The following is an 18,535-nucleotide window of genomic DNA, read 5'->3' as shown; positions in this document are numbered from 1 at the left end:
ATGTCATTGTACAAGCTACTTTCTCCAATTAACAAAAATTCTTAATTCATAATTTTTAATTCTTAATTAGAAAAATGGCAAAGCAAATTATATTTGATACAGACGCAAGAGAGAAGTTAAAACGTGGCGTTGATACTCTTGCAAATGCAGTAAAAGTAACTTTAGGACCTAAAGGTCGTAATGTAATTATTGATAAAAAATTTGGTTCTCCAGCTATCACAAAAGATGGTGTAACGGTAGCTAAAGAAATTGAATTGAAAGATTCGATCGAAAACATGGGTGCTCAACTCGTGAAAGAAGTAGCTTCAAAAACTGCTGACCAAGCAGGTGATGGTACTACTACTGCTACAGTTTTAGCACAATCTATCTACACTATCGGTGCGAAAAACGTAGCGGCTGGTGCAAATCCAATGGATTTGAAACGTGGTATTGAGAAAGCTGTAACTGCTGTTGTTGCTTCGTTGAAAGCTCAATCTAAGCCAATCTTAACTTCCAAAGAAATTGAGCAAGTAGCTACAATTTCTGCAAACAATGACCACGAAATCGGTCAAATGATTGCTCATGCAATGGAAAAAGTTGGTAAAGAAGGTGTAATCACTGTTGAAGAAGCTCGTGGAACTGAAACCGAAGTTAAAACGGTAGAAGGTATGCAGTTTGACAGAGGTTATTTATCTCCATACTTCGTAACTAACGCTGAGAAAATGGAAGTTGAAATGGAAAAACCATTCATCTTGATTTCTGAGAAAAAAGTTTCTTCAATGAAAGAGCTTTTACCAGTATTAGAAGGTGTAGCACAAACAGGTCGTCCATTGTTAATCATCGCTGAAGATGTTGATGGAGAAGCTTTAGCTACTTTGGTTGTAAATAAAATCCGTGGTGCATTGAAAGTTGCGGCTGTAAAAGCTCCAGGTTTCGGTGACCGTCGTAAAGCAATGTTGGAAGACATCGCTATCTTGACTGGTGGTACTGTTATTGCTGAAGAAAGAGGTTTCAAATTAGAAAACGCTGACCTTTCATATTTAGGACATTGCGATAAATTGATTGTTGATAAAGACAATACAACTATCGTTAATGGTGCTGGTGACCAAGAGCAAATTGCAGGCCGTGTTAACCAAATCAAAGCTCAAATCGAATCTACAACTTCTGATTATGACCGTGAGAAATTGCAAGAGCGTTTGGCTAAATTGTCAGGTGGTGTAGCAATTATCTACATCGGTGCTGCAACTGAAGTTGAAATGAAAGAGAAAAAAGACCGTGTTGATGATGCCTTACACGCAACTCGTGCGGCTGTTGAAGAAGGTATCGTAGCAGGTGGTGGTGTTGCATTGATTCGTGCTCAAGCTGCTTTGGCTGGTCTTGAAGGTTTGAACAGCGACGAAACTACTGGTATCGCTATCATCCGTTCGGCAATCGAATCTCCATTGCGTACAATTGTTGCTAACGCAGGTGGTGAAGGTTCGGTAATCGTTCAAGAAGTGAAAAACGGAAAAGATGATTACGGCTATAACGCTCGTGAAGATAAATTTGAAAATATGTTGGCTGCTGGTATCATTGACCCTACGAAAGTAACTCGTTTGGCTCTTGAAAACGCTGCATCAATCGCTGGTTTATTATTAACAACAGAAGCTGTTGTTTCTGATATTCCTGAAGAAAAAGCTCCAGACATGGGTCACTCACACGGTGGCGGCATGGGTGGCATGATGTAATATCAGCCCAATCAATATTCAAAAAAGGTCTTAGGAGAAATCTTGAGACCTTTTTTATTTTAATCTTACTTATTTTTCTATATTTGTTTGATAAAAACGTAGAATAATGGAATTAAAATTAGTACTTGGATATGAACAAAATTGGGAATTGATCAAACAAAAAATTGTAAAGAAATTTCTCTTCCTAATTATCGGAATTGTCCTTTCCACCAATTGCTTCGCACAAAAAGATTTAGATAGAAATCTTGTCTTCTTTGAGTTGGCAAAGAAAAACATTGATTATCCTCGTACTGCTATTTTGTCTAGTTTGTATGGAAGAATTTACGCAAAATTTAATGTAAATGGAAAAGGAAAAATAGAAAATATTGAAGTTTTTTACCCTAAAATGACACCTAAATTTGAAAATAGTGTGGGATTTGGAGCAAATATCAAAAAAGGGCTAAAAAAACTTCCATTATTGGGCTTGGGTTATGAAGGAACATATATCTTACCCGTTGCATTCGTTTTTACTAATTTTAGTGAAAGTCCACAAGTACATTATCCAACTAATAATTTGCCTAATTTTATCGAAACTAATAACATGACACTTTTGACAGAAATCAAGGTTTTTGGTAAAAGTAATCGCTATACCAAACCTGATTTTAAAAGTGGTTTTGAAACTGCTCTACCAAGTCAGCAAATTGCGAAATAACTTACTATTTTTCTTAATTCTTTTGAACTTCTACAACAATTATCCCACTCACAATCAGCCAAATAAGCGTTGAAACAAGTAAATAAATTCGATGAAGTGAATAAAAAGCTGTTTTAGATTTCACAGTAAGCAACTCGAAATCAAGCAGATTGAATAGTTTGCCATGCAGGATGAAAATTATTATTTGCAGCATAATCAATAAAATCCCGAGTCGAAATAGCCATTTTTCAGCTTTGAAAATATAACTTATAAAAAGAAAAATAGGTAAACTAATATAATTGAGATAGTTGGTAACTTCTTGCGTGATAAAACCCATTTCAGTATGGCTTTCCAAAACTTTCATTCCGACTGACACAACAATGCCTGCATAAAAAGTAAATGCTCCCCACCAAATAAGTAATAATGCAATAGCAAGTTTTCGACTAATCATATTCATTTTCTCTTTAAATAATTCTTTTTCCAACAAAAAAACTCGTTTTGTGTCTTTATAAAAAGCATTACGTCTAAAAAATATATTTTTCAGAAAAATCGTTAAGTTTGTATAAAATATTACAATTATGACAGCAGTTATAGACAAAGAAATGATAAAAAAATCACTCAAAGATTTAGTTCACACTGAACCCGACTTTGTAAGTGAATTACTATTGGAAGTTAGTGCTGATTTGAAAATTGCAAAAAAACAGCGTCTGGTTGAAATAGTAAAAGAAGATTTTAAAGAATATGATGAAGTATTTAAGGCATTGGCATGAAAGTTATCTACTTAGACAAGGAAGATATTGTATTTATCAATAAAGAAACCGTTATTACTCACGGTGGAAATTTCATGCCGCCATTTAATTTTCTGCATGAGGAAAATTTAGATTATTTACTCGAAGCTGTTCAAGCCGAAATGTTTGGAGAACCACTCTACCTAACGATTGAAGATAAGGCGGCGGTGTATTGCTACAATATCATTTGCAATCATATTTTTTCTGATGGAAATAAACGAACAGGTTTAGAAGCATCTCTTGCTTTTCTAAAATTGAATGGTAAGAGACTTAATAAAACATTATCTCACAATCTATTATATGATTTCATCATCAAGCTCGCCTCTGGCCAAATGGATTTAGAAGAGTGTAAAAAGTGGTTTGCTGAAAATACTATTATTCTCTAAGTTTTATTTCCTAAAAAAGTAAATCCTCTGAACAAAAAAGCTATTTTTGATGTATTCCAATTTGATACGAGTACAACAAATATAAACCATCTTTTCATGTCAGTATTTCAAGCATTCCAAATAAGCGAAAACGAAGATAAAACATTCTCTCAAGCAATCGTTGAGCGAAAAATCGAAGATTTGCCTGCGGGGGAAGTGTTAATCAAAGTTCAATATTCTTCGCTCAACTACAAAGATGCTCTTTCTTCAACTGGAAATCGTGGCGTTACTCGCAATTATCCGCATACCCCTGGTATTGATGCGGCAGGCGTAGTTGAAGAAAGCATTTCTCTTGATTTTCAGAAAGGTGATAAGGTTTTGGTCACCGGTTTCGACCTCGGCATGAATACTTCGGGCGGTTTTGGGCAATACATCCGAGTGCCTGCCAAATGGGTGGTAAAGCTTCCTCGTGGACTCAAATCAAAAGAAAGTATGATTTTTGGTACAGCTGGTCTAACGGCAGCTTTGTGCATCGATAAACTCTTACAAAATGGTCTTACACCCGAAAAGGGCAAAGTCATTGTCACTGGTGCAACAGGTGGTGTTGGAACAATGGCCGTGATGATTTTGGCAAAATTAGGCTTTCATGTAGTTGGTGTAACTGGTAAACCCGAAGGAAAAGCATTTTTATTGAATATCGGAGCAAAAGAAGTAATAGCGAGAGAAGAAGTAGATGATAAATCTGCTCGTCCCTTATTAAAAGGAATTTATGCAGGATGTGTCGATACAGTTGGAGGAAATATGTTGGCAACTATCTTGAAATCAATGCAATACAATGGTGTTTTAGCCATTTGTGGTTTGGTAAATTCACCCGAATTACCAACGAGCGTATTCCCATTTATTTTGCGTGGTGTATCTATGGTTGGCATTGATTCTTCAGAATGTGACATTGAATGGCGAAGAAAACTTTGGAAAAACCTCGCTAAAAATTGGAAACCATCTGATTTACAAAGTATTACAAAAACGATTACATTGAAAAGTCTTCCAAAAGAAATCAAAAAAATATTGAAAGGTGGACAAATCGGCCGTGTAATCATCCGTTTGTAGAGACGCATTGCAATGGATCTCCATGGGTATGATAAATTTCCATTTATTATTTGTCATTATTATCGTTTCTCAATAACGAGACGCATGGCAATGCGTCTCTACCTTCATTTTTTTCATTTTTATTCTCAAATAATAAAAAATTACTATCTTTAAGGCATAAACCCTAATACTATATTATGCCTGCCTTACCCAATCGACTTACTTCGGCCGACGTTTATCGTGGTTTTGTGATGCTGCTCATGATGGGCGAAGTGCTGAGATTTCATAAAGTTGCCGAAGCATTGCCTGATAGTACATTTTGGGCATTTTTAGCTCACCATCAAGACCATGTAGAGTGGATTGGCTGCTCGCTACATGATTTAATTCAACCTTCATTTTCATTTTTGGTCGGCGTGGTTCTACCCTACTCGATTTCGAGCCGATTAACTCAAGAAAGTAGCTTCAGCAAAGTTTTTATTCATGCACTCAAACGCTCGTTGATATTGATTTTATTAGGCGTATTTCTTCGTTCTCAAAATAAAGTTCAAACTTATTTTACTTTTGAAGATACCCTTTCTCAAATTGGCTTAGGTTATCCAATTTTATTTTTACTGGGTTTTCGTTCACAAAAAATTCAAATCTCAGCATTAATTATTATTTTAGTTGGCTATTGGCTTGCTTTTGCACTTTATCCATTGCCCGACATCAATTTCGATTATGTCAACGCTGGTGTCACAAAAGATTGGGAACATAATCTAACAGGTTTTGCTGCACATTGGAATAAAAATACAAACCTCGCTTGGGCATTTGACCGTTGGTTCTTAAATCTTTTCCCACGAGAAAAGCCTTTCCTTTTCAATGGTGGTGGTTATGCTACTTTAAGTTTTATGCCTACACTTGGTACTATGATTTTAGGGCTTTTAGCTGGAAATATTTTAAAATCCACTACAATTCCAACAAAAAAGATAAAAACCTTTGTCATTTTAGGTATTTCTGGTCTTGCTATTGGGTTAGCTTTAAATTGGTTGGGAATCTGTCCAAATGTCAAACGAATTTGGACTCCAACTTGGGTACTTTTTAGTGGGGGTTGGTGCTTTTTATTTATAGCATTTTTCTATTGGATAGTCGATGTTAAACAAAAAGAAGATAAATTTTATTTCTTGAAGGTTATTGGTATGAATTCAATAGCTGCTTATTGTATTGCTGATGCTTTGGGTTCTTATATTTCAAAATCCCTCAAAATTCATTTAGGAGAAAATTACGGGGCAATTTTTGGCGACCCTTATCAATCACTTGTACATGGAGGATTGATGCTTTTAATTTATTGGCTACTACTACGTTGGATGTTCAACAAAAAACTTTTTATTAGAATTTAAAGACTTCTCCTTTTTACTTTCTCAACCACTATCTTTTGATAGTTGGATAGTGCTGCTATATCTCATTCGTAGATAAATATTTTTCCCTTCTATTTTACTGCTACCACTCAATCATTTAATTTCCTCTATTGCTATTAAATGTGTGAATTTTGCAAAAATTCACAACAATTATGTAAGACTTCCTCCATTTAATTACTTCACCTTTGCATTATATAAATTACTTCACACACAAACTATTCGCTTTTTATTGATAGATTAAACAAGTATCGATATTTTTTAGGATGGAAGTAATTTTTCAAAAAGCTCATTTAAATCCAACACTTTCATTTTTTACATCTTTCTTTTAAACATGAAAATATTCTCTACAATGGAAAAATTATTTTTTACATCCGAATTAATCTCATCAAAAAACAAATCATCCATTAATCATCATAAAAGAAATTCGTCTTTCTTTTGTATCGTCATTTGTCTTATGTGCATTTTATTTAGTGGAGAATTATTTGCTCAAAATAATCCATCTGCCATGCTTGATGTAGCATCAAAGAACAAAGGGGTTCTCATTCCCCGAGTAAGTCTCACATCTACTTCAGACATAACCACGATTGTCTCTCCAGCCACTTCATTACTTGTCTATAACACTGCCACTGTTGGCATACCTCCTAATAATGTTTCGCCTGGATACTATTATTGGACTGGTACAAAATGGAATCTTTTAGGAAGTATTACAACATTCGCAGAATTTTATGCTCTAATGCCAGGAGATAATACTGCTACAATAGCGGCAGGTTCAACTATTCAATTTCCTCAAAATGGCCCTACAAATGGCATCATTACTCGTATAAATACGAGTCAGTTTAATATACCTGCTGTTGGCATTTATTTGGTACATTGGCAAGTGAGTATTGCAGAGGCTGGTCAACTTATTTTACAGCTTAATGGTACAGACGTTCCAACCAGCGTAGTCGGACGTGCAACTGGAACAAGCCAAATCGTTGGTCATACGATGATTACCACCACATCCGTCAATACAATATTGAGTGTTGCCAATCCAAGCGGCAACCCTGTTGCTCTTACAATCAATCCAAGTGCTGGTGGTTCACGTGCTGTTACTGCCAATATCGTTATCACTCGAATGCAATAAAAATATTCTAAAGATTCAAGAATGGATATCTATCAAACCCATTCTTGAATCTACAATTATGCTCTTAAAAAAATCTAAAAAAAATGGAAGATTTAATAAAAGTCGGGGGTAGAATTAAACTATTCAGTAAGGATGTTGCCTATTTCGAGGCCGACATTAATTACACAATTATTCATTATACCATAGGAAAAAGAAAAATAGTTGCAACTACTCTTGGACATATTCAAGAACGAATAGGCAACGGTTTCATTCGCCCAAACAAATCGTTTCTAATCAATCTTGAATTTATAAACAGTTGCCTATTAGGTGAACTATTATTGCAAAATGATTTAAAAGTCAATATGTCGAGACGAAAGAAAAACCAATTAACCATCATCGTCAATAAACATATTGAACAAAAAAAATTACAGATAAATAACACTCTGGCGATTGCTCAAGCAAGGAAGTTTGGCTGCAAATCTTTCTAACTTTTTCGTCTATCATCTAATGTGTTTTTTCAATAAGCAAGCAAACACTATTATTATCCATTAGTTTTCCTTTCGTACATCGAAAGTACGCTGAAGCCATGATTTTTTTTCTGTTTCTTCTGCTTCTTTTTCTTCTTGAGTCAATTTGTAATCAATCAATTGCGACAAATCAGGTTGACCAGCATCAATCCAACAAGTAAGCCAAAAATCACCAACCATTTTGATAGAAGTTCTCATTTGTCGCTCAACTTGATTTTTGAGCATTGTATGATAACGAGTCGAAAATTCTTTGGAATAGGTACGAATCGTAACCCCATTGCGTTCATCAAAACTAAATTTTTTATCTTCTGAAACCTTATTTGTCAATTCACGTTCAAAAATCAAAACAGAATCTAAAGCTGCGTGTGCATTCATCACTGCTTGCCAAGCACGTTTTTGAGGGGTTTTTACATATTCTGCTTGTCCGATAAAAAAATCATAATTTTCAGCAAACATTTCTGGTAAACGACTTTCCCAAAACCCATGAATACCTACTTGATTTGAAAACTGGCCATTATAATTTCGAGTTGTATGCAAGGGAACATTGGCATCTGCAATATAATGTCCAATATCTGCTGATAACATCAAAATTTTATGTACATTTTTATTTCGAAATGCTTCAGTCAATTGGTATTTCATTAAATTGATATGCCACGGTACAATTCCATGTCGGTTAAGAGTATCTTCACCAATTCTTTCAGTAACGTCTTTCCAAGAAAAATTTGGAAGGACTTTCTGCAAAGAATCGCTATAATTATCTAAATCAATAAAATGTCGTGGGGCTTCAGCCTTCACTGAGTATCGACGCTCATCAGGATTAACGGCATTCTCAGAAATATAATCAATGTTCTTTTTGTAGAATTTAAACATCTCTGGTGGTAAAGTAAAAACCGCCAAACGATTGATTTGCTGATGAGCAAAAAAGCCCCACAATGGCAATTGCCACAATGGTAATGGCCTATTTTGAAGTTGATGCTCATTTTTCCATGAAGAAATCAAGATGAAAAGTGAAATTATACTAAAAAAACGCAATGCTATTTTATTATAATTTATTGTTTTTTTTAAAAGTGTGGATTTCAGTGTCTTTTTTTTCATTTTGTACCTTTTTTTTGCCCAAAATAAAATATTTTTTTTGATAATTTCTAAAAAACTCAAAAGCTACACGCATAATTCTAAAAAAACACATTTTTATTATTACAAGTCATAAATTTTAAACTACCTTTTTTACTATTTTTTATTTTTCTCGAAAAAGTACCAAAAATTAGCACCTAAATTCTATTAATTAAAAAAATTAAGTAAAACTGACCATTCTGTTAAAAATACTCAAAACCAAATATTATTTGGCAATACACATTATTTACAGAAACAATAAAATATTTTCTTGAAATAATGCAACAAAATCAAATAAAAGGTGTTATATTTGCAACATGTTACAAAATATTATTCGGGAAAAATAAGAATATGAGTCAGACACAAAAAAAATCGTTACTAAGATATTTAATGCCAGCTATGGCATTGGGAATGTTTGCATTTTTAATGGTTGCTTATGGTTCGGCATATACGCCTCCAAAAGCACAAAAGCAACGCATCGTTTGTTTTAAGTTCAAACAAGGAACTTCAGCAGAAGCAATTAAAAGACACATGGCGGGTTTTCAAGATTTGAAACGTGAGTTGCCAGAAATCGCAAGCTATTCGGCAGGAGAAACTTTCAGTGAAAGTAATTCAAAAGCAGAATATGATGTAATGCACTATTTAACATTCAGAACTGATGCTGAAGTGGAAAAATTCCGCCAAAGTGCTGAATACCAATCATTTGAAAAAGCAAATGAAGCCAATTGGGAAAAAGTCTTAGTTATCAACTCTGAGATTAAGTAATAGTTGATGGTTGATTGAATTGAAGGAAGGCATCGCTCAAAACGATGCCTTCCTTGTTTTTAGAAAACAATAAGGTTTTTATTAAAATATTTTTCGAGTTAGTTTTTTATTTAATATTAATTTCTTAATTTTGCACTCCAATTTTAGCATAGACAAATATTTTTATACAATACAATGGCAAATCATAAGTCAGCATTAAAGCGTATCAGAGCAAACGAAACTAAACGTTTGAGAAACCGTTATCAACACAAAACTACACGTACTTTGGTTAGAAAATTACGTGGTCTTAGCGATAAATTAGCCGCTACTGAATTGTTCAAAAGTGCAGCTTCGGCTTTGGATAAATTAGCTCGTAAGAACGTTATCCACAAAAACAAAGCAGCAAACTTGAAATCAGGTTTGGCAAAGCATATTGCTACTTTAGCGTAATTTCGCCCAAAAGAAATTCAATATTTTGCTCATGGAATAAGTTCTCCGTGAGCATTTTTTGTTTAATTTTTTGAGCTTTTGGCCATTGTCCAATAGCTATTAGCCATGAAGAATGTTTAAAATAAATCATTATTTCTATTCTAAAGCTACATACCAAAAGCACAACAATGATAAACAATATCCTTTCATGGGCAGAGGAAGATAGGCCACGTGAAAAACTTATAATGAAGGGCAAAGTAGCTCTTTCAGATGCAGAATTAATCGCAATTTTGATCGGCTCGGGCTCAAGAGAGCTGTCGGCTGTTGATTTATCAAAATTAATTTTGCAAAGCGTCAATAACAATCTCCATGAGCTTGCCAAATTGAGTATCAATGATTTGATAAAATTTAAAGGTATTGGCGAAGCAAAAGCAATTTCGATTGCAGCTGCAATGGAATTGGGAAGAAGAAGAAAGGAAAGTGAAGTAATAAAAAAGGTAAAAGTTGCCTCATCGGCCGATGCTTATAAAGCTGTTCGACCCTATTTAATGGACTTATTGCACGAACAATTTTGGGTAATCTTATTGAATCGTGCCAATGAAATCATTAGACCTCAACAGATTAGTATCGGAGGAGTAGCAGGCACGGTAGCAGACCCAAAAATGATTTTCAAAGCTGCTATTGAACATTTGGCTTCATCCATTATTTTGGTGCATAATCATCCATCAGGTAATTTAACACCAAGTCAGGCCGACAAGGATTTAACCAAAAAAGTAAAAGAAGCTGGGCGTGTGCTTGATATTCCAGTGCTTGACCATCTTATTTTTGGCGATGAGGCCTATTTTAGCTTTGCAGATGAGGGGATCTTTTGAGTAATGTAGAATGAATAATGCAAAATGAATAATTATAAAACTTATTCAATTAAAAGACATTAATTCTCTAACTCAAACTTAGCAAGTGAGAATATCTTAAAAAAAACTTGTCATTCACGAATATATACATAAAAATCAAAAATAGAGTTTTGAATTTAAGTTGAAAGTAGCAGTACATTCTACATTATTCATTTTACATTCTACATTAATTAAAATGCTTACAGTATCAAATATCTCGCTTAGTTTTGGCAAACGAACTCTTTTTGAAGAGGTTAATCTCAAATTTACTCCGGGCAACGTCTATGGCTTGATTGGAGCAAACGGTGCTGGAAAATCAACATTTGTAAAGATTCTTTCGGGTGAAATAGAACCTACTTCTGGTAACGTGAGCATGGATCCAGGTGAAAGAATGTCGGTTTTGAAGCAAAATCAAAATGCTTTTGATGATGAAACAGTTTTAAATACTGTTGTTAGAGGTAATGAACGTTTGTCACAAATCATTGCTGAAAAAGATGCCATTTATTCAAAAGAAGATTTTACAGAAGAAGATGGCAATCGTGCTGCTGAGTTGGAAGCCGAATTTGCTGATATGAATGGCTGGGACGCAGAATCTGATGCTGCAACTTTACTTTCAGGCTTAGGGATTAAAGAAGATACGCATTATACGCTCATGGCTGACATGAACCCTTCTGATAAAGTGAAGGTTTTGTTGGCACAAGCATTATTTGGTAATCCTGATATTTTGTTACTCGATGAGCCTACCAATAACTTAGATATTGATTCGATTCTTTGGCTGGAAGGTTTCTTAATGAACTTCAAAAATACCGTAATCGTTGTTTCACATGACCGTCACTTCTTGGATAATGTTTGTACCTATATTGCCGATCTTGACTATAAGAAAATTTCTCTTTATGGTGGTAATTACTCTTTCTGGTACGAATCAAGCCAATTAGCAGCTCGTCAGAAATCTGATCAAAACAAAAAAGCTGAAGAGAAAAAGAAAGAATTGGAAGAATTTATTCGTCGTTTTTCTGCCAACGTTGCAAAATCTAAGCAAGCAACTGCTCGTCAGAAAATGATTGAGAAATTGAATATTGAGCAAATTCAGCCTTCATCACGTAAATATCCATATATCGGCTTTAAACCTGAACGTGAAGTAGGTGACCAAATTTTATTAGTTGAGAATCTGAGCTATAAATTAGATGATGGCACTTATTTATTTAAGAATTTAAGTTTTCAAGTTTCTCGCAATGAAAAAATAGCTTTTTTGAGTAAAGATGGTTTGGCTGTTTCAGCTCTGTTCTCTATCCTTTCTGGCGAAAAACAGGCATCAGGTGGTACTTTCAAATGGGGAATAACTATTACTCATACTTATTTGCCCAACGAAAATACAGAATATTTCTCTGATGGAAGTCTTGATTTAGTTGATTGGTTGAGACAATACTCAACAGAAAAAGACGAAACTTTCATACGTGGATTCTTAGGAAGAATGTTGTTTTCGGGCGAAGAAGCTTTGAAAAAATGTACAGTTTTGTCAGGAGGAGAAAAACAACGTTGCATGTTTTCGAGAATGATGCTTTCAGGAGCAAACGTTTTGCTTTTTGACGAGCCAACCAACCACTTAGATTTGGAATCTATTCAAGCCTTGAACAAAGGAATGGAAGATTTCCCAAGCAATATTTTATTTACTTGTCATGACCACCAATTGACACAAACTGTGGCGACTCGTGTCATTGAGCTTACTCCTAAGGGTTGTTTAGATAAATTGATTGACTTTGATGGGTATTTGACTGATGAAAAAATCAAAGCACAACGTGAGGCTCTTTATAAGTAATCAGCAAATTTTCCATAATAAACATTCAAAACCTATAAATCTAAACCTGCAAGGTCTTTTTCAGACCTTGCAGGTTTTATAATTATATAGACATGCTAGATTTCACAGAAATAGCCCAAAACGAGTTAGAAGCCATTCTTTCTGATACCAATGCGATACTTTTGGATGTAAGAGAAGTATCTGAATTTGCAGATTTTAATATTGGAGGAATCAATATTCCACCGCATGAAATAACGGAGAGATTATCAGAATTACAAAATTACTCAACTATTGTAGTTGCTTGTTCAAATGGCACACGAAGCAGTATAGTAGCCAGACTTTTGGCAAAGAAATTAGCAGAAAAAACTATTCTGCACTTAGAAGAAGGGATTTTTTAAAGAGTTCTGAATGCTGAGTTTAGAATAATGAATATTCAACAAAGCACAGCATTCAGAAGTCAGAACTTTATTAGAATCCTTTATAATTTCTATCGTTTTTTACTAACCATTTGCCAACAGCAAAAGATACAGCCATTAAAACAACAAAGAAAAGAATCGCAGACCAAGTAGGATATTGATAGCCGAACATAATCGTATTTAGTTTAAATTTTTATCCTTGCAAAAATACAACAAAATCGAAAAGATTATAAGCTTTTTCTGAAAAAAATCATAATCCTGTGGAAGAAAAGAATTCAGAACTCAGAACTCAGAACTCAGAACTCATTTCCCACCTTTCAAAATCGCATGATAACGTGGTAAATCCTTGAATAACTTCAAAGCCTCTTGTACTTCTTTATCACGTTCAAAGGCAACGAATTTCATCGCTTTTTGATAATAATAACGACTTAGAATTTCAGCTTCTAATTGTTCTTTGATATCTTCTTTATTTTTGATTAAATCCTGTTGCTTTCCTTGATTAATTTTTTCACGTAGAGACTTTACTTGTTCTTGCACCAAATCCAAAGAGTTTTCTTTTTTTGCTGAAGCCTCTAAATTATCCAAATTACGCTCCATTGCTGTTGAATAAGTAAAATCTTTCCCTTTCAGCCATGTGATAAAATCCTGATACTCAGCTTCTGACAATGAAAACTTCTCTTTTGGCTTTTGATTGGCGTGTTCAAAATAATATTTTGTAGCATAATCAAATATTACGTTTTTCTGAATCAAATTGGCAGTTACAGCAGCCATTGTTGGCACTTCTGTTTTAATATCAGGGTCAACTCCTCCTCCATCATAAACAGTACGTCCATTTTTGGTTTTAAATGCTGTTTTTAAAGAATCTGGCACACGTCCGACACTTCCATCGGGATTACGATGACTATAATCTAAAGCTTGAATACAACGACCACTCGGAATATAATATTTAGCAGTTGTAATTTTCATTTTTGTATTATAACTCAAATCACGTGTAGTCTGGACTAAACCTTTACCAAACGAACGTTGTCCAATCAAAACTGCACGGTCATAATCTTGAAGCGTGCCACTTACAATCTCGGAAGCCGAAGCACTTTGACTATTGATGAGTGTCACAATAGGCATTTCGGTGTCAAGTGGAGCTTCCAAAGCCATGTATTTATGATTCCATTCGGCAACTTTTCCACGAGTTTCTACGATCATTTGGTCTTTTGGCAAAAACGCATTACATATTTCAACCGACATATTGAGTAAACCACCAGGATTGCCACGTAAATCAAGAATTAATTTCTTCATTCCTTGTCCTTTCAAATCAACAAATGCAGATTTTACTTCTTTAGCAGCAGTTGCCGTAAAATCATTAAGCTGAATATAGCCAACCTCGTCATTTATCATTCCTGAATGTGGCACATTCAATGTTTTTACAATATCACGACCAACTACTAAATCAAGTGGAGCATTTTGTCCAAAACGCTTGACAGACATTTTTACCGTTGTTCCTGTCTGACCTTTCATCAAACGGCCAATGTCCACACCTTTTCTACTAACCACATCAACCCCATCTACTTTTACAATTTCATCACCGATTTTCATTCCTGCTTTATCAGCGGGTGAGCCTTCATAAATCATCACTACCACGTGCTTATTATCACGATGAGAAACTGTTGCACCAATACCATTATATTTACCAGTTGTCATGGTCATATAATCTTCGATGTCATCTTCTGGATAAAAATTAGTATAGGGGTCGAGTTGCTTGAGCATTGATTCAATACTCAAACGCATAGCTTTATTTGGATTGATTTCATCTACATAATAGGCGTTTAATTCTTTAAACATGGTAGCGAAAATATCCAAGTTTTTAGCAATTTCGAAATAGCGGTCGTCATATTTGAAAGCTACAAAAGGAATTGTAACAATAGCTAAAACAATTAAAGTAAATCTGCGAAGGTTTTTCATAATAAATAATTTGTAATACAATCGTTTCGGCGACCCGATTTCCAGATTGTGGATTGACACTAATGAGCAAGTTGGAAACTTACCCTACAATTAACGCAAAAACTTGACCAAAAGATGTTTCATATAACTGATTTTATTCATACTAATCACTAAACCTGTGAGGTTTTGCAAACCTTGCAGGTTTTTACACATACTAAGGTGAAGTTTTTCCATAAGTTTTTGCAAAGAAACGCATTTTTCTGACTGGAAAAAATTGTCTTTTTACTATATATATGTTATCAAAGTCATTATCAGCAATATCTGACCGCAGAGTATCACGTTCATAAAGTCCATTCACCACATATTTTACTGTATTGCTATGCCCTACAACTAATACATTTTTGCCTTTGATTTGCTTCAATTTTTCAATAAAAACTCGCATCGAATCGGCTGGGCTGGGAGCATAAATACTTATTGAAATACCTGTTGCGTCCGACAATGGCTTAGCTGTATTTTTGGTACGCAAATAGTTGGTTGAATAAATCCCTGATATTCCTTTATTTGATAATTCTTCTTTTAAATCTTTCGCTCTTGCTTGACCCAATTCGCTCAAAGGAGGATTGGCTGAATTATCAACTTTTTCAGCATGCCTTACAACATAAAATATTGATTTACAGGAACTTACAAGCATTGCAAGAATAATTAATAGCCTCATCATTTGGTTGTTTTTCATAAATAAAAAATAAAGTTTTTAATAAAATTTCTTGAATAAAATATTTGTCGAATAAGTGATAATTCAGGTACTCAATGTTCAATAAATATTTTCAAAATCCGATAAAAATGTGTATCTTTACACCTAAATTATACAAAAAACTGTGAGTAACAAAGTTAGTAAATAATACGCAGATAAAATCTGTTGGGTAACATTCATAAAAAATAAATTATGGCAGAAAATCAGGAGGGCGTTGAGCCTCAAAAATCAAGAGCAGATTATGGTGCCGAGAATATTCAGGTACTTGAAGGGTTAGAAGCAGTAAGAAAACGTCCCGCCATGTATATTGGCGATATTAGTGCAAAAGGTCTTCACCACCTAATTTGGGAGGTAGTAGATAATTCAATTGATGAGGCTCTCGCTGGACATTGTGATACAATTAATGTAACAATCAATGAAGATAATTCGGTAACAGTAAAAGATAATGGTCGTGGGATTCCTACTGGAATGCACACTAAAGAGAAAAAATCAGCTTTAGAGGTTGTAATGACCGTGCTTCACGCTGGTGGTAAATTTGACAAAGACACTTACAAAGTTTCGGGTGGTTTGCATGGTGTAGGGGTTTCTTGTGTAAATGCACTTTCTACCCACTTGAGAGTGGAAGTTCACAGAGATGGAAAAGCTTTTGAACAAGAATATAATATCGGAAAACCACTTTATCCAGTTCGTGAAATTGGTGATGCAAGTGATACAGGTACAACAGTAACATTCAAACCTGATGATACTATTTTTACAGTAACAGAATATAAATACGAAACCGTTGCCAATCGTTTGCGTGAATTGTCTTTCCTAAATAAAGGTATTACCATTATTCTCAAAGATTTACGTGAAATTGACGAAAAAGGAGAAGCTCTGACAGACACTTTTAAATCAGAAGGTGGTTTGGCAGAATTCGTATCCTACATTGATGCTGGCCGTGAGCGTTTGATACCTGAACCAATGTTTATGGAAGGTAATAAAGACGGTGTGCCAGTTGATGTAGCCATGCTTTATAATACTGGTTATAGCGAAAATGTTTCGTCTTTTGTGAATAATATCAATACACACGAAGGTGGTACGCACGTTTCTGGTTTCCGTATGGCTCTAACTCGTACCTTGAAAGGTTATGCAGAGAAGTCAGGTATTTTAGCCAAAGAAAAAATTGAAATTAGTGGTGATGACTTCCGAGAAGGATTAACGGCCGTGATTTCAGTAAAAGTACAAGAACCACAATTTGAAGGACAAACAAAGACTAAATTAGGTAATAGTGAAGTTACTTCGGCTGTGAGTTCATGTGTTGCTGAAATGCTTGAAAATTACTTAGAAGAGCATCCAAGAGAAGCAAGAATCATTGTCGATAAAGTGATTTTAGCTGCTAAAGCACGTATTGCCGCTAAAAAGGCACGTGAAATGGTACAGCGTAAAAACGTTTTGGTTGGTAGTGGCTTGCCAGGAAAATTGGCTGACTGCTCAGAATCTGACCCAACTATTTGTGAGGTTTACTTAGTTGAGGGAGACTCAGCTGGTGGTTCGGCCAAACAAGGTAGAAATCGTGCATTCCAAGCCATTTTGCCTTTACGTGGAAAGATTTTGAATGTAGAAAAAGCACAAGAATTCAAAATCTACGAAAACGAAGAAATCAAAAACATGTTTACTGCTCTGGGTGTTCAAATCGGACGTGAAGGCGATGAACGTGCATTAAATACTGACAAGCTTCGTTACCACAAAATCATTATTATGACCGATGCCGATATTGATGGTAGTCACATCAGAACTTTGATTTTGACGTTCTTCTACCGTTATATGAAAGAATTGATTGATAAAGGATACATTTATATTGCTCAACCACCTTTGTATCTAGTTAAAAAAGGGAAAGAAGAGGAATATTGTTGGACTGAAGAACAACGTGAGATTGCAGTAAAACGCTTAGCGGCAGGTGGAAAAGAAGAAAATGTAGGTATTCAGAGATACAAAGGTTTGGGAGAAATGAATCCTGAGCAACTTTGGGAAACTACTATGCGACCTGACAAACGTACTTTGAAACAAGTAACTGTTGAATCGGCTGCTGAAGCAGATCATTTATTTGCAATGTTGATGGGCGACGAAGTTGGTCCTCGCCGTGACTTTATTGAGCGTAATGCCAAATATGCAAAAATAGATATTTAAAAGAACGGTCCGCCGTAGCGGTTCTGAATTCTGAGTTTAGAGTTCTGAGTGGCTGGTTAAACTCAGAATTCAGCACTCTAAACTCATATCCCCCTTCATCATCATGAAAAAACTACTCACTATTTGCCTCATTTTCCTTTTAGGAAGTGTTGCTTTCGCCCAACAAAAAAAGTTTCCTGTCATTAAAAGTGGCGGTGGGATGTATGATGTACCAGAGGCAAGTCCTGTGGCAGATAAAAAGATGGATTACAAGATTATTGTTGATTTGTCGAAGGCTTCTGATAAACCAGATTCGGTCAATTCAAGTCTAGATAAATTAGCTCGTTTGGTTAATTTACACTTGGATGCGGGTATTCCAAGAGAAAAATTGTCAATCGTAGCAGTCTTTCACTTTTTAGGGACTACTAATATTATGACGGATGCGGCTTATATGAAAAAGTTTGGTGTAGCTAATCCTAATACGCCATTAATCAATGAATTGGCTAAAAATGGCGTGCGTTTTTATGTTTGTGGACAATCACTCCGTGCGAGAAAAATGGTTGATGAACCACGCAATGAAAACATCAAAGTGGCACAATCAGCACTGATTACTTTTACCACTTTCCAAAATATGGGTTATGCTTTGATATTACCATAATTAATTCATAAAACATTAAAAAGC

19 protein-coding genes are annotated in these 18,535 nt (G+C 34.9%); 15 read left to right on the top strand and 4 right to left on the bottom strand.

The window, feature by feature from the left end:
* Nucleotides 1-74 precede the first annotated feature (74 nt).
* Together groL and ACQUQZ_RS08150 are read left to right on the top strand one after the other, a co-directional pair.
* Complete coding sequence (gene groL / locus ACQUQZ_RS08155) at nt 75-1,706, top strand: chaperonin GroEL (RefSeq protein WP_435354382.1); 1,632 nt, start codon at nt 75-77, stop codon at nt 1,704-1,706.
* Between the two features lie 106 nt (nt 1,707-1,812).
* Entirely contained in the window at nt 1,813-2,397 is a 585-nt protein-coding gene (locus ACQUQZ_RS08150) for a hypothetical protein (RefSeq protein ID WP_435354381.1), read from the top strand.
* Nucleotides 2,398-2,410: 13 nt separating this feature from the next.
* Here ACQUQZ_RS08150 and ACQUQZ_RS08145 read toward each other — a convergent pair whose 3' ends face one another.
* On the bottom strand, nt 2,411-2,860 hold the full coding sequence (locus tag ACQUQZ_RS08145; RefSeq protein WP_435354380.1) for a hypothetical protein: 450 nt from the start codon (nt 2,858-2,860) through the stop codon (nt 2,411-2,413).
* 94 nt (nt 2,861-2,954) lie between these two features.
* Here ACQUQZ_RS08145 and ACQUQZ_RS08140 point away from each other — a divergent pair, with 94 nt between their 5' ends.
* From ACQUQZ_RS08140 to ACQUQZ_RS08115, 6 genes are all read left to right on the top strand, one after another.
* A complete protein-coding gene (locus ACQUQZ_RS08140) occupies nt 2,955-3,146 on the top strand; it encodes a hypothetical protein (protein WP_435354379.1) in 192 nt (63 codons plus the stop codon).
* Nucleotides 3,143-3,550: a type II toxin-antitoxin system death-on-curing family toxin gene (locus ACQUQZ_RS08135; RefSeq protein ID WP_435354378.1), complete on the top strand. Its 408-nt coding sequence runs from the start codon at nt 3,143-3,145 to the stop codon at nt 3,548-3,550. The genes ACQUQZ_RS08140 and ACQUQZ_RS08135 overlap by 4 nt, the downstream gene beginning before the upstream one ends.
* Nucleotides 3,551-3,646: 96 nt before the next feature.
* Nucleotides 3,647-4,636: a YhdH/YhfP family quinone oxidoreductase gene (locus ACQUQZ_RS08130; protein WP_435354377.1), complete on the top strand. Its 990-nt coding sequence runs from the start codon at nt 3,647-3,649 to the stop codon at nt 4,634-4,636.
* 176 nt (nt 4,637-4,812) lie between these two features.
* Nucleotides 4,813-5,991 carry an acyltransferase family protein gene (locus ACQUQZ_RS08125; RefSeq protein WP_435354376.1) on the top strand — a complete coding sequence of 393 codons (1,179 nt, stop codon included), beginning with the start codon at nt 4,813-4,815 and terminating at the stop codon, nt 5,989-5,991.
* Nucleotides 5,992-6,463: 472 nt separating this feature from the next.
* Nucleotides 6,464-7,132 carry a hypothetical protein gene (locus tag ACQUQZ_RS08120; RefSeq protein WP_435354375.1) on the top strand — a complete coding sequence of 223 codons (669 nt, stop codon included), beginning with the start codon at nt 6,464-6,466 and terminating at the stop codon, nt 7,130-7,132.
* 83 nt (nt 7,133-7,215) lie between these two features.
* The gene (locus ACQUQZ_RS08115; protein ID WP_435354374.1) at nt 7,216-7,599 is read left to right on the top strand and encodes a LytR/AlgR family response regulator transcription factor; all 384 of its coding nucleotides are present in this window, start codon (nt 7,216-7,218) and stop codon (nt 7,597-7,599) included.
* A 60-nt stretch (nt 7,600-7,659) separates the two neighbouring features.
* On the opposite strand, the gene ACQUQZ_RS08110 is transcribed toward ACQUQZ_RS08115, so the two are convergent.
* Nucleotides 7,660-8,733: a zinc dependent phospholipase C family protein gene (locus ACQUQZ_RS08110; protein WP_435354373.1), complete on the bottom strand. Its 1,074-nt coding sequence runs from the start codon at nt 8,731-8,733 to the stop codon at nt 7,660-7,662.
* Nucleotides 8,734-9,099: 366 nt separating this feature from the next.
* Between ACQUQZ_RS08110 and ACQUQZ_RS08105 the strand changes: the two genes are divergently transcribed.
* The 5 genes from ACQUQZ_RS08105 (at nt 9,100) to ACQUQZ_RS08085 (ending at nt 13,004) form a co-directional block, all read left to right on the top strand.
* Complete coding sequence (locus tag ACQUQZ_RS08105; RefSeq protein WP_435354372.1) at nt 9,100-9,513, top strand: Dabb family protein; 414 nt, start codon at nt 9,100-9,102, stop codon at nt 9,511-9,513.
* Between the two features lie 174 nt (nt 9,514-9,687).
* Nucleotides 9,688-9,942 carry a 30S ribosomal protein S20 gene (gene rpsT, locus ACQUQZ_RS08100; RefSeq protein WP_435354371.1) on the top strand — a complete coding sequence of 85 codons (255 nt, stop codon included), beginning with the start codon at nt 9,688-9,690 and terminating at the stop codon, nt 9,940-9,942.
* A 167-nt stretch (nt 9,943-10,109) separates the two neighbouring features.
* The gene (gene radC / locus ACQUQZ_RS08095; RefSeq protein ID WP_435354370.1) at nt 10,110-10,793 is read left to right on the top strand and encodes a RadC family protein; all 684 of its coding nucleotides are present in this window, start codon (nt 10,110-10,112) and stop codon (nt 10,791-10,793) included.
* A 214-nt stretch (nt 10,794-11,007) separates the two neighbouring features.
* Nucleotides 11,008-12,627: an ABC-F family ATP-binding cassette domain-containing protein gene (locus tag ACQUQZ_RS08090; protein ID WP_435354369.1), complete on the top strand. Its 1,620-nt coding sequence runs from the start codon at nt 11,008-11,010 to the stop codon at nt 12,625-12,627.
* A 92-nt stretch (nt 12,628-12,719) separates the two neighbouring features.
* A complete protein-coding gene (locus ACQUQZ_RS08085) occupies nt 12,720-13,004 on the top strand; it encodes a rhodanese-like domain-containing protein (RefSeq protein ID WP_435354368.1) in 285 nt (94 codons plus the stop codon).
* A 321-nt stretch (nt 13,005-13,325) separates the two neighbouring features.
* Here the strand turns inward: ACQUQZ_RS08085 and ACQUQZ_RS08080 are convergent, their stop codons facing one another.
* Together ACQUQZ_RS08080 and ACQUQZ_RS08075 are read right to left on the bottom strand one after the other, a co-directional pair.
* On the bottom strand, nt 13,326-14,978 hold the full coding sequence (locus ACQUQZ_RS08080) for a S41 family peptidase (protein ID WP_435354367.1): 1,653 nt from the start codon (nt 14,976-14,978) through the stop codon (nt 13,326-13,328).
* Nucleotides 14,979-15,171: 193 nt separating this feature from the next.
* Entirely contained in the window at nt 15,172-15,690 is a 519-nt protein-coding gene (locus ACQUQZ_RS08075; protein ID WP_435354366.1) for a SixA phosphatase family protein, read from the bottom strand.
* Nucleotides 15,691-15,900: 210 nt separating this feature from the next.
* On the opposite strand from ACQUQZ_RS08075, the gene gyrB reads away from it, so the two are divergent.
* Together gyrB and ACQUQZ_RS08065 are read left to right on the top strand one after the other, a co-directional pair.
* Nucleotides 15,901-17,874 carry a DNA topoisomerase (ATP-hydrolyzing) subunit B gene (gene gyrB / locus ACQUQZ_RS08070; protein ID WP_435354365.1) on the top strand — a complete coding sequence of 658 codons (1,974 nt, stop codon included), beginning with the start codon at nt 15,901-15,903 and terminating at the stop codon, nt 17,872-17,874.
* Between the two features lie 103 nt (nt 17,875-17,977).
* A complete protein-coding gene (locus ACQUQZ_RS08065) occupies nt 17,978-18,511 on the top strand; it encodes a DsrE family protein (protein WP_435354364.1) in 534 nt (177 codons plus the stop codon).
* The last annotated feature ends 24 nt before the right edge of the window (nt 18,512-18,535 follow it).

The sequence above is a fragment of the Emticicia sp. SJ17W-69 genome (assembly GCF_051209875.1).
Classification (GTDB): Bacteria; Bacteroidota; Bacteroidia; order Cytophagales; family Spirosomataceae; genus Emticicia.
The sequence above is the reverse complement of the archived record's forward strand: the minus strand, read 5'-3'. Positions and strand labels throughout refer to the sequence as shown.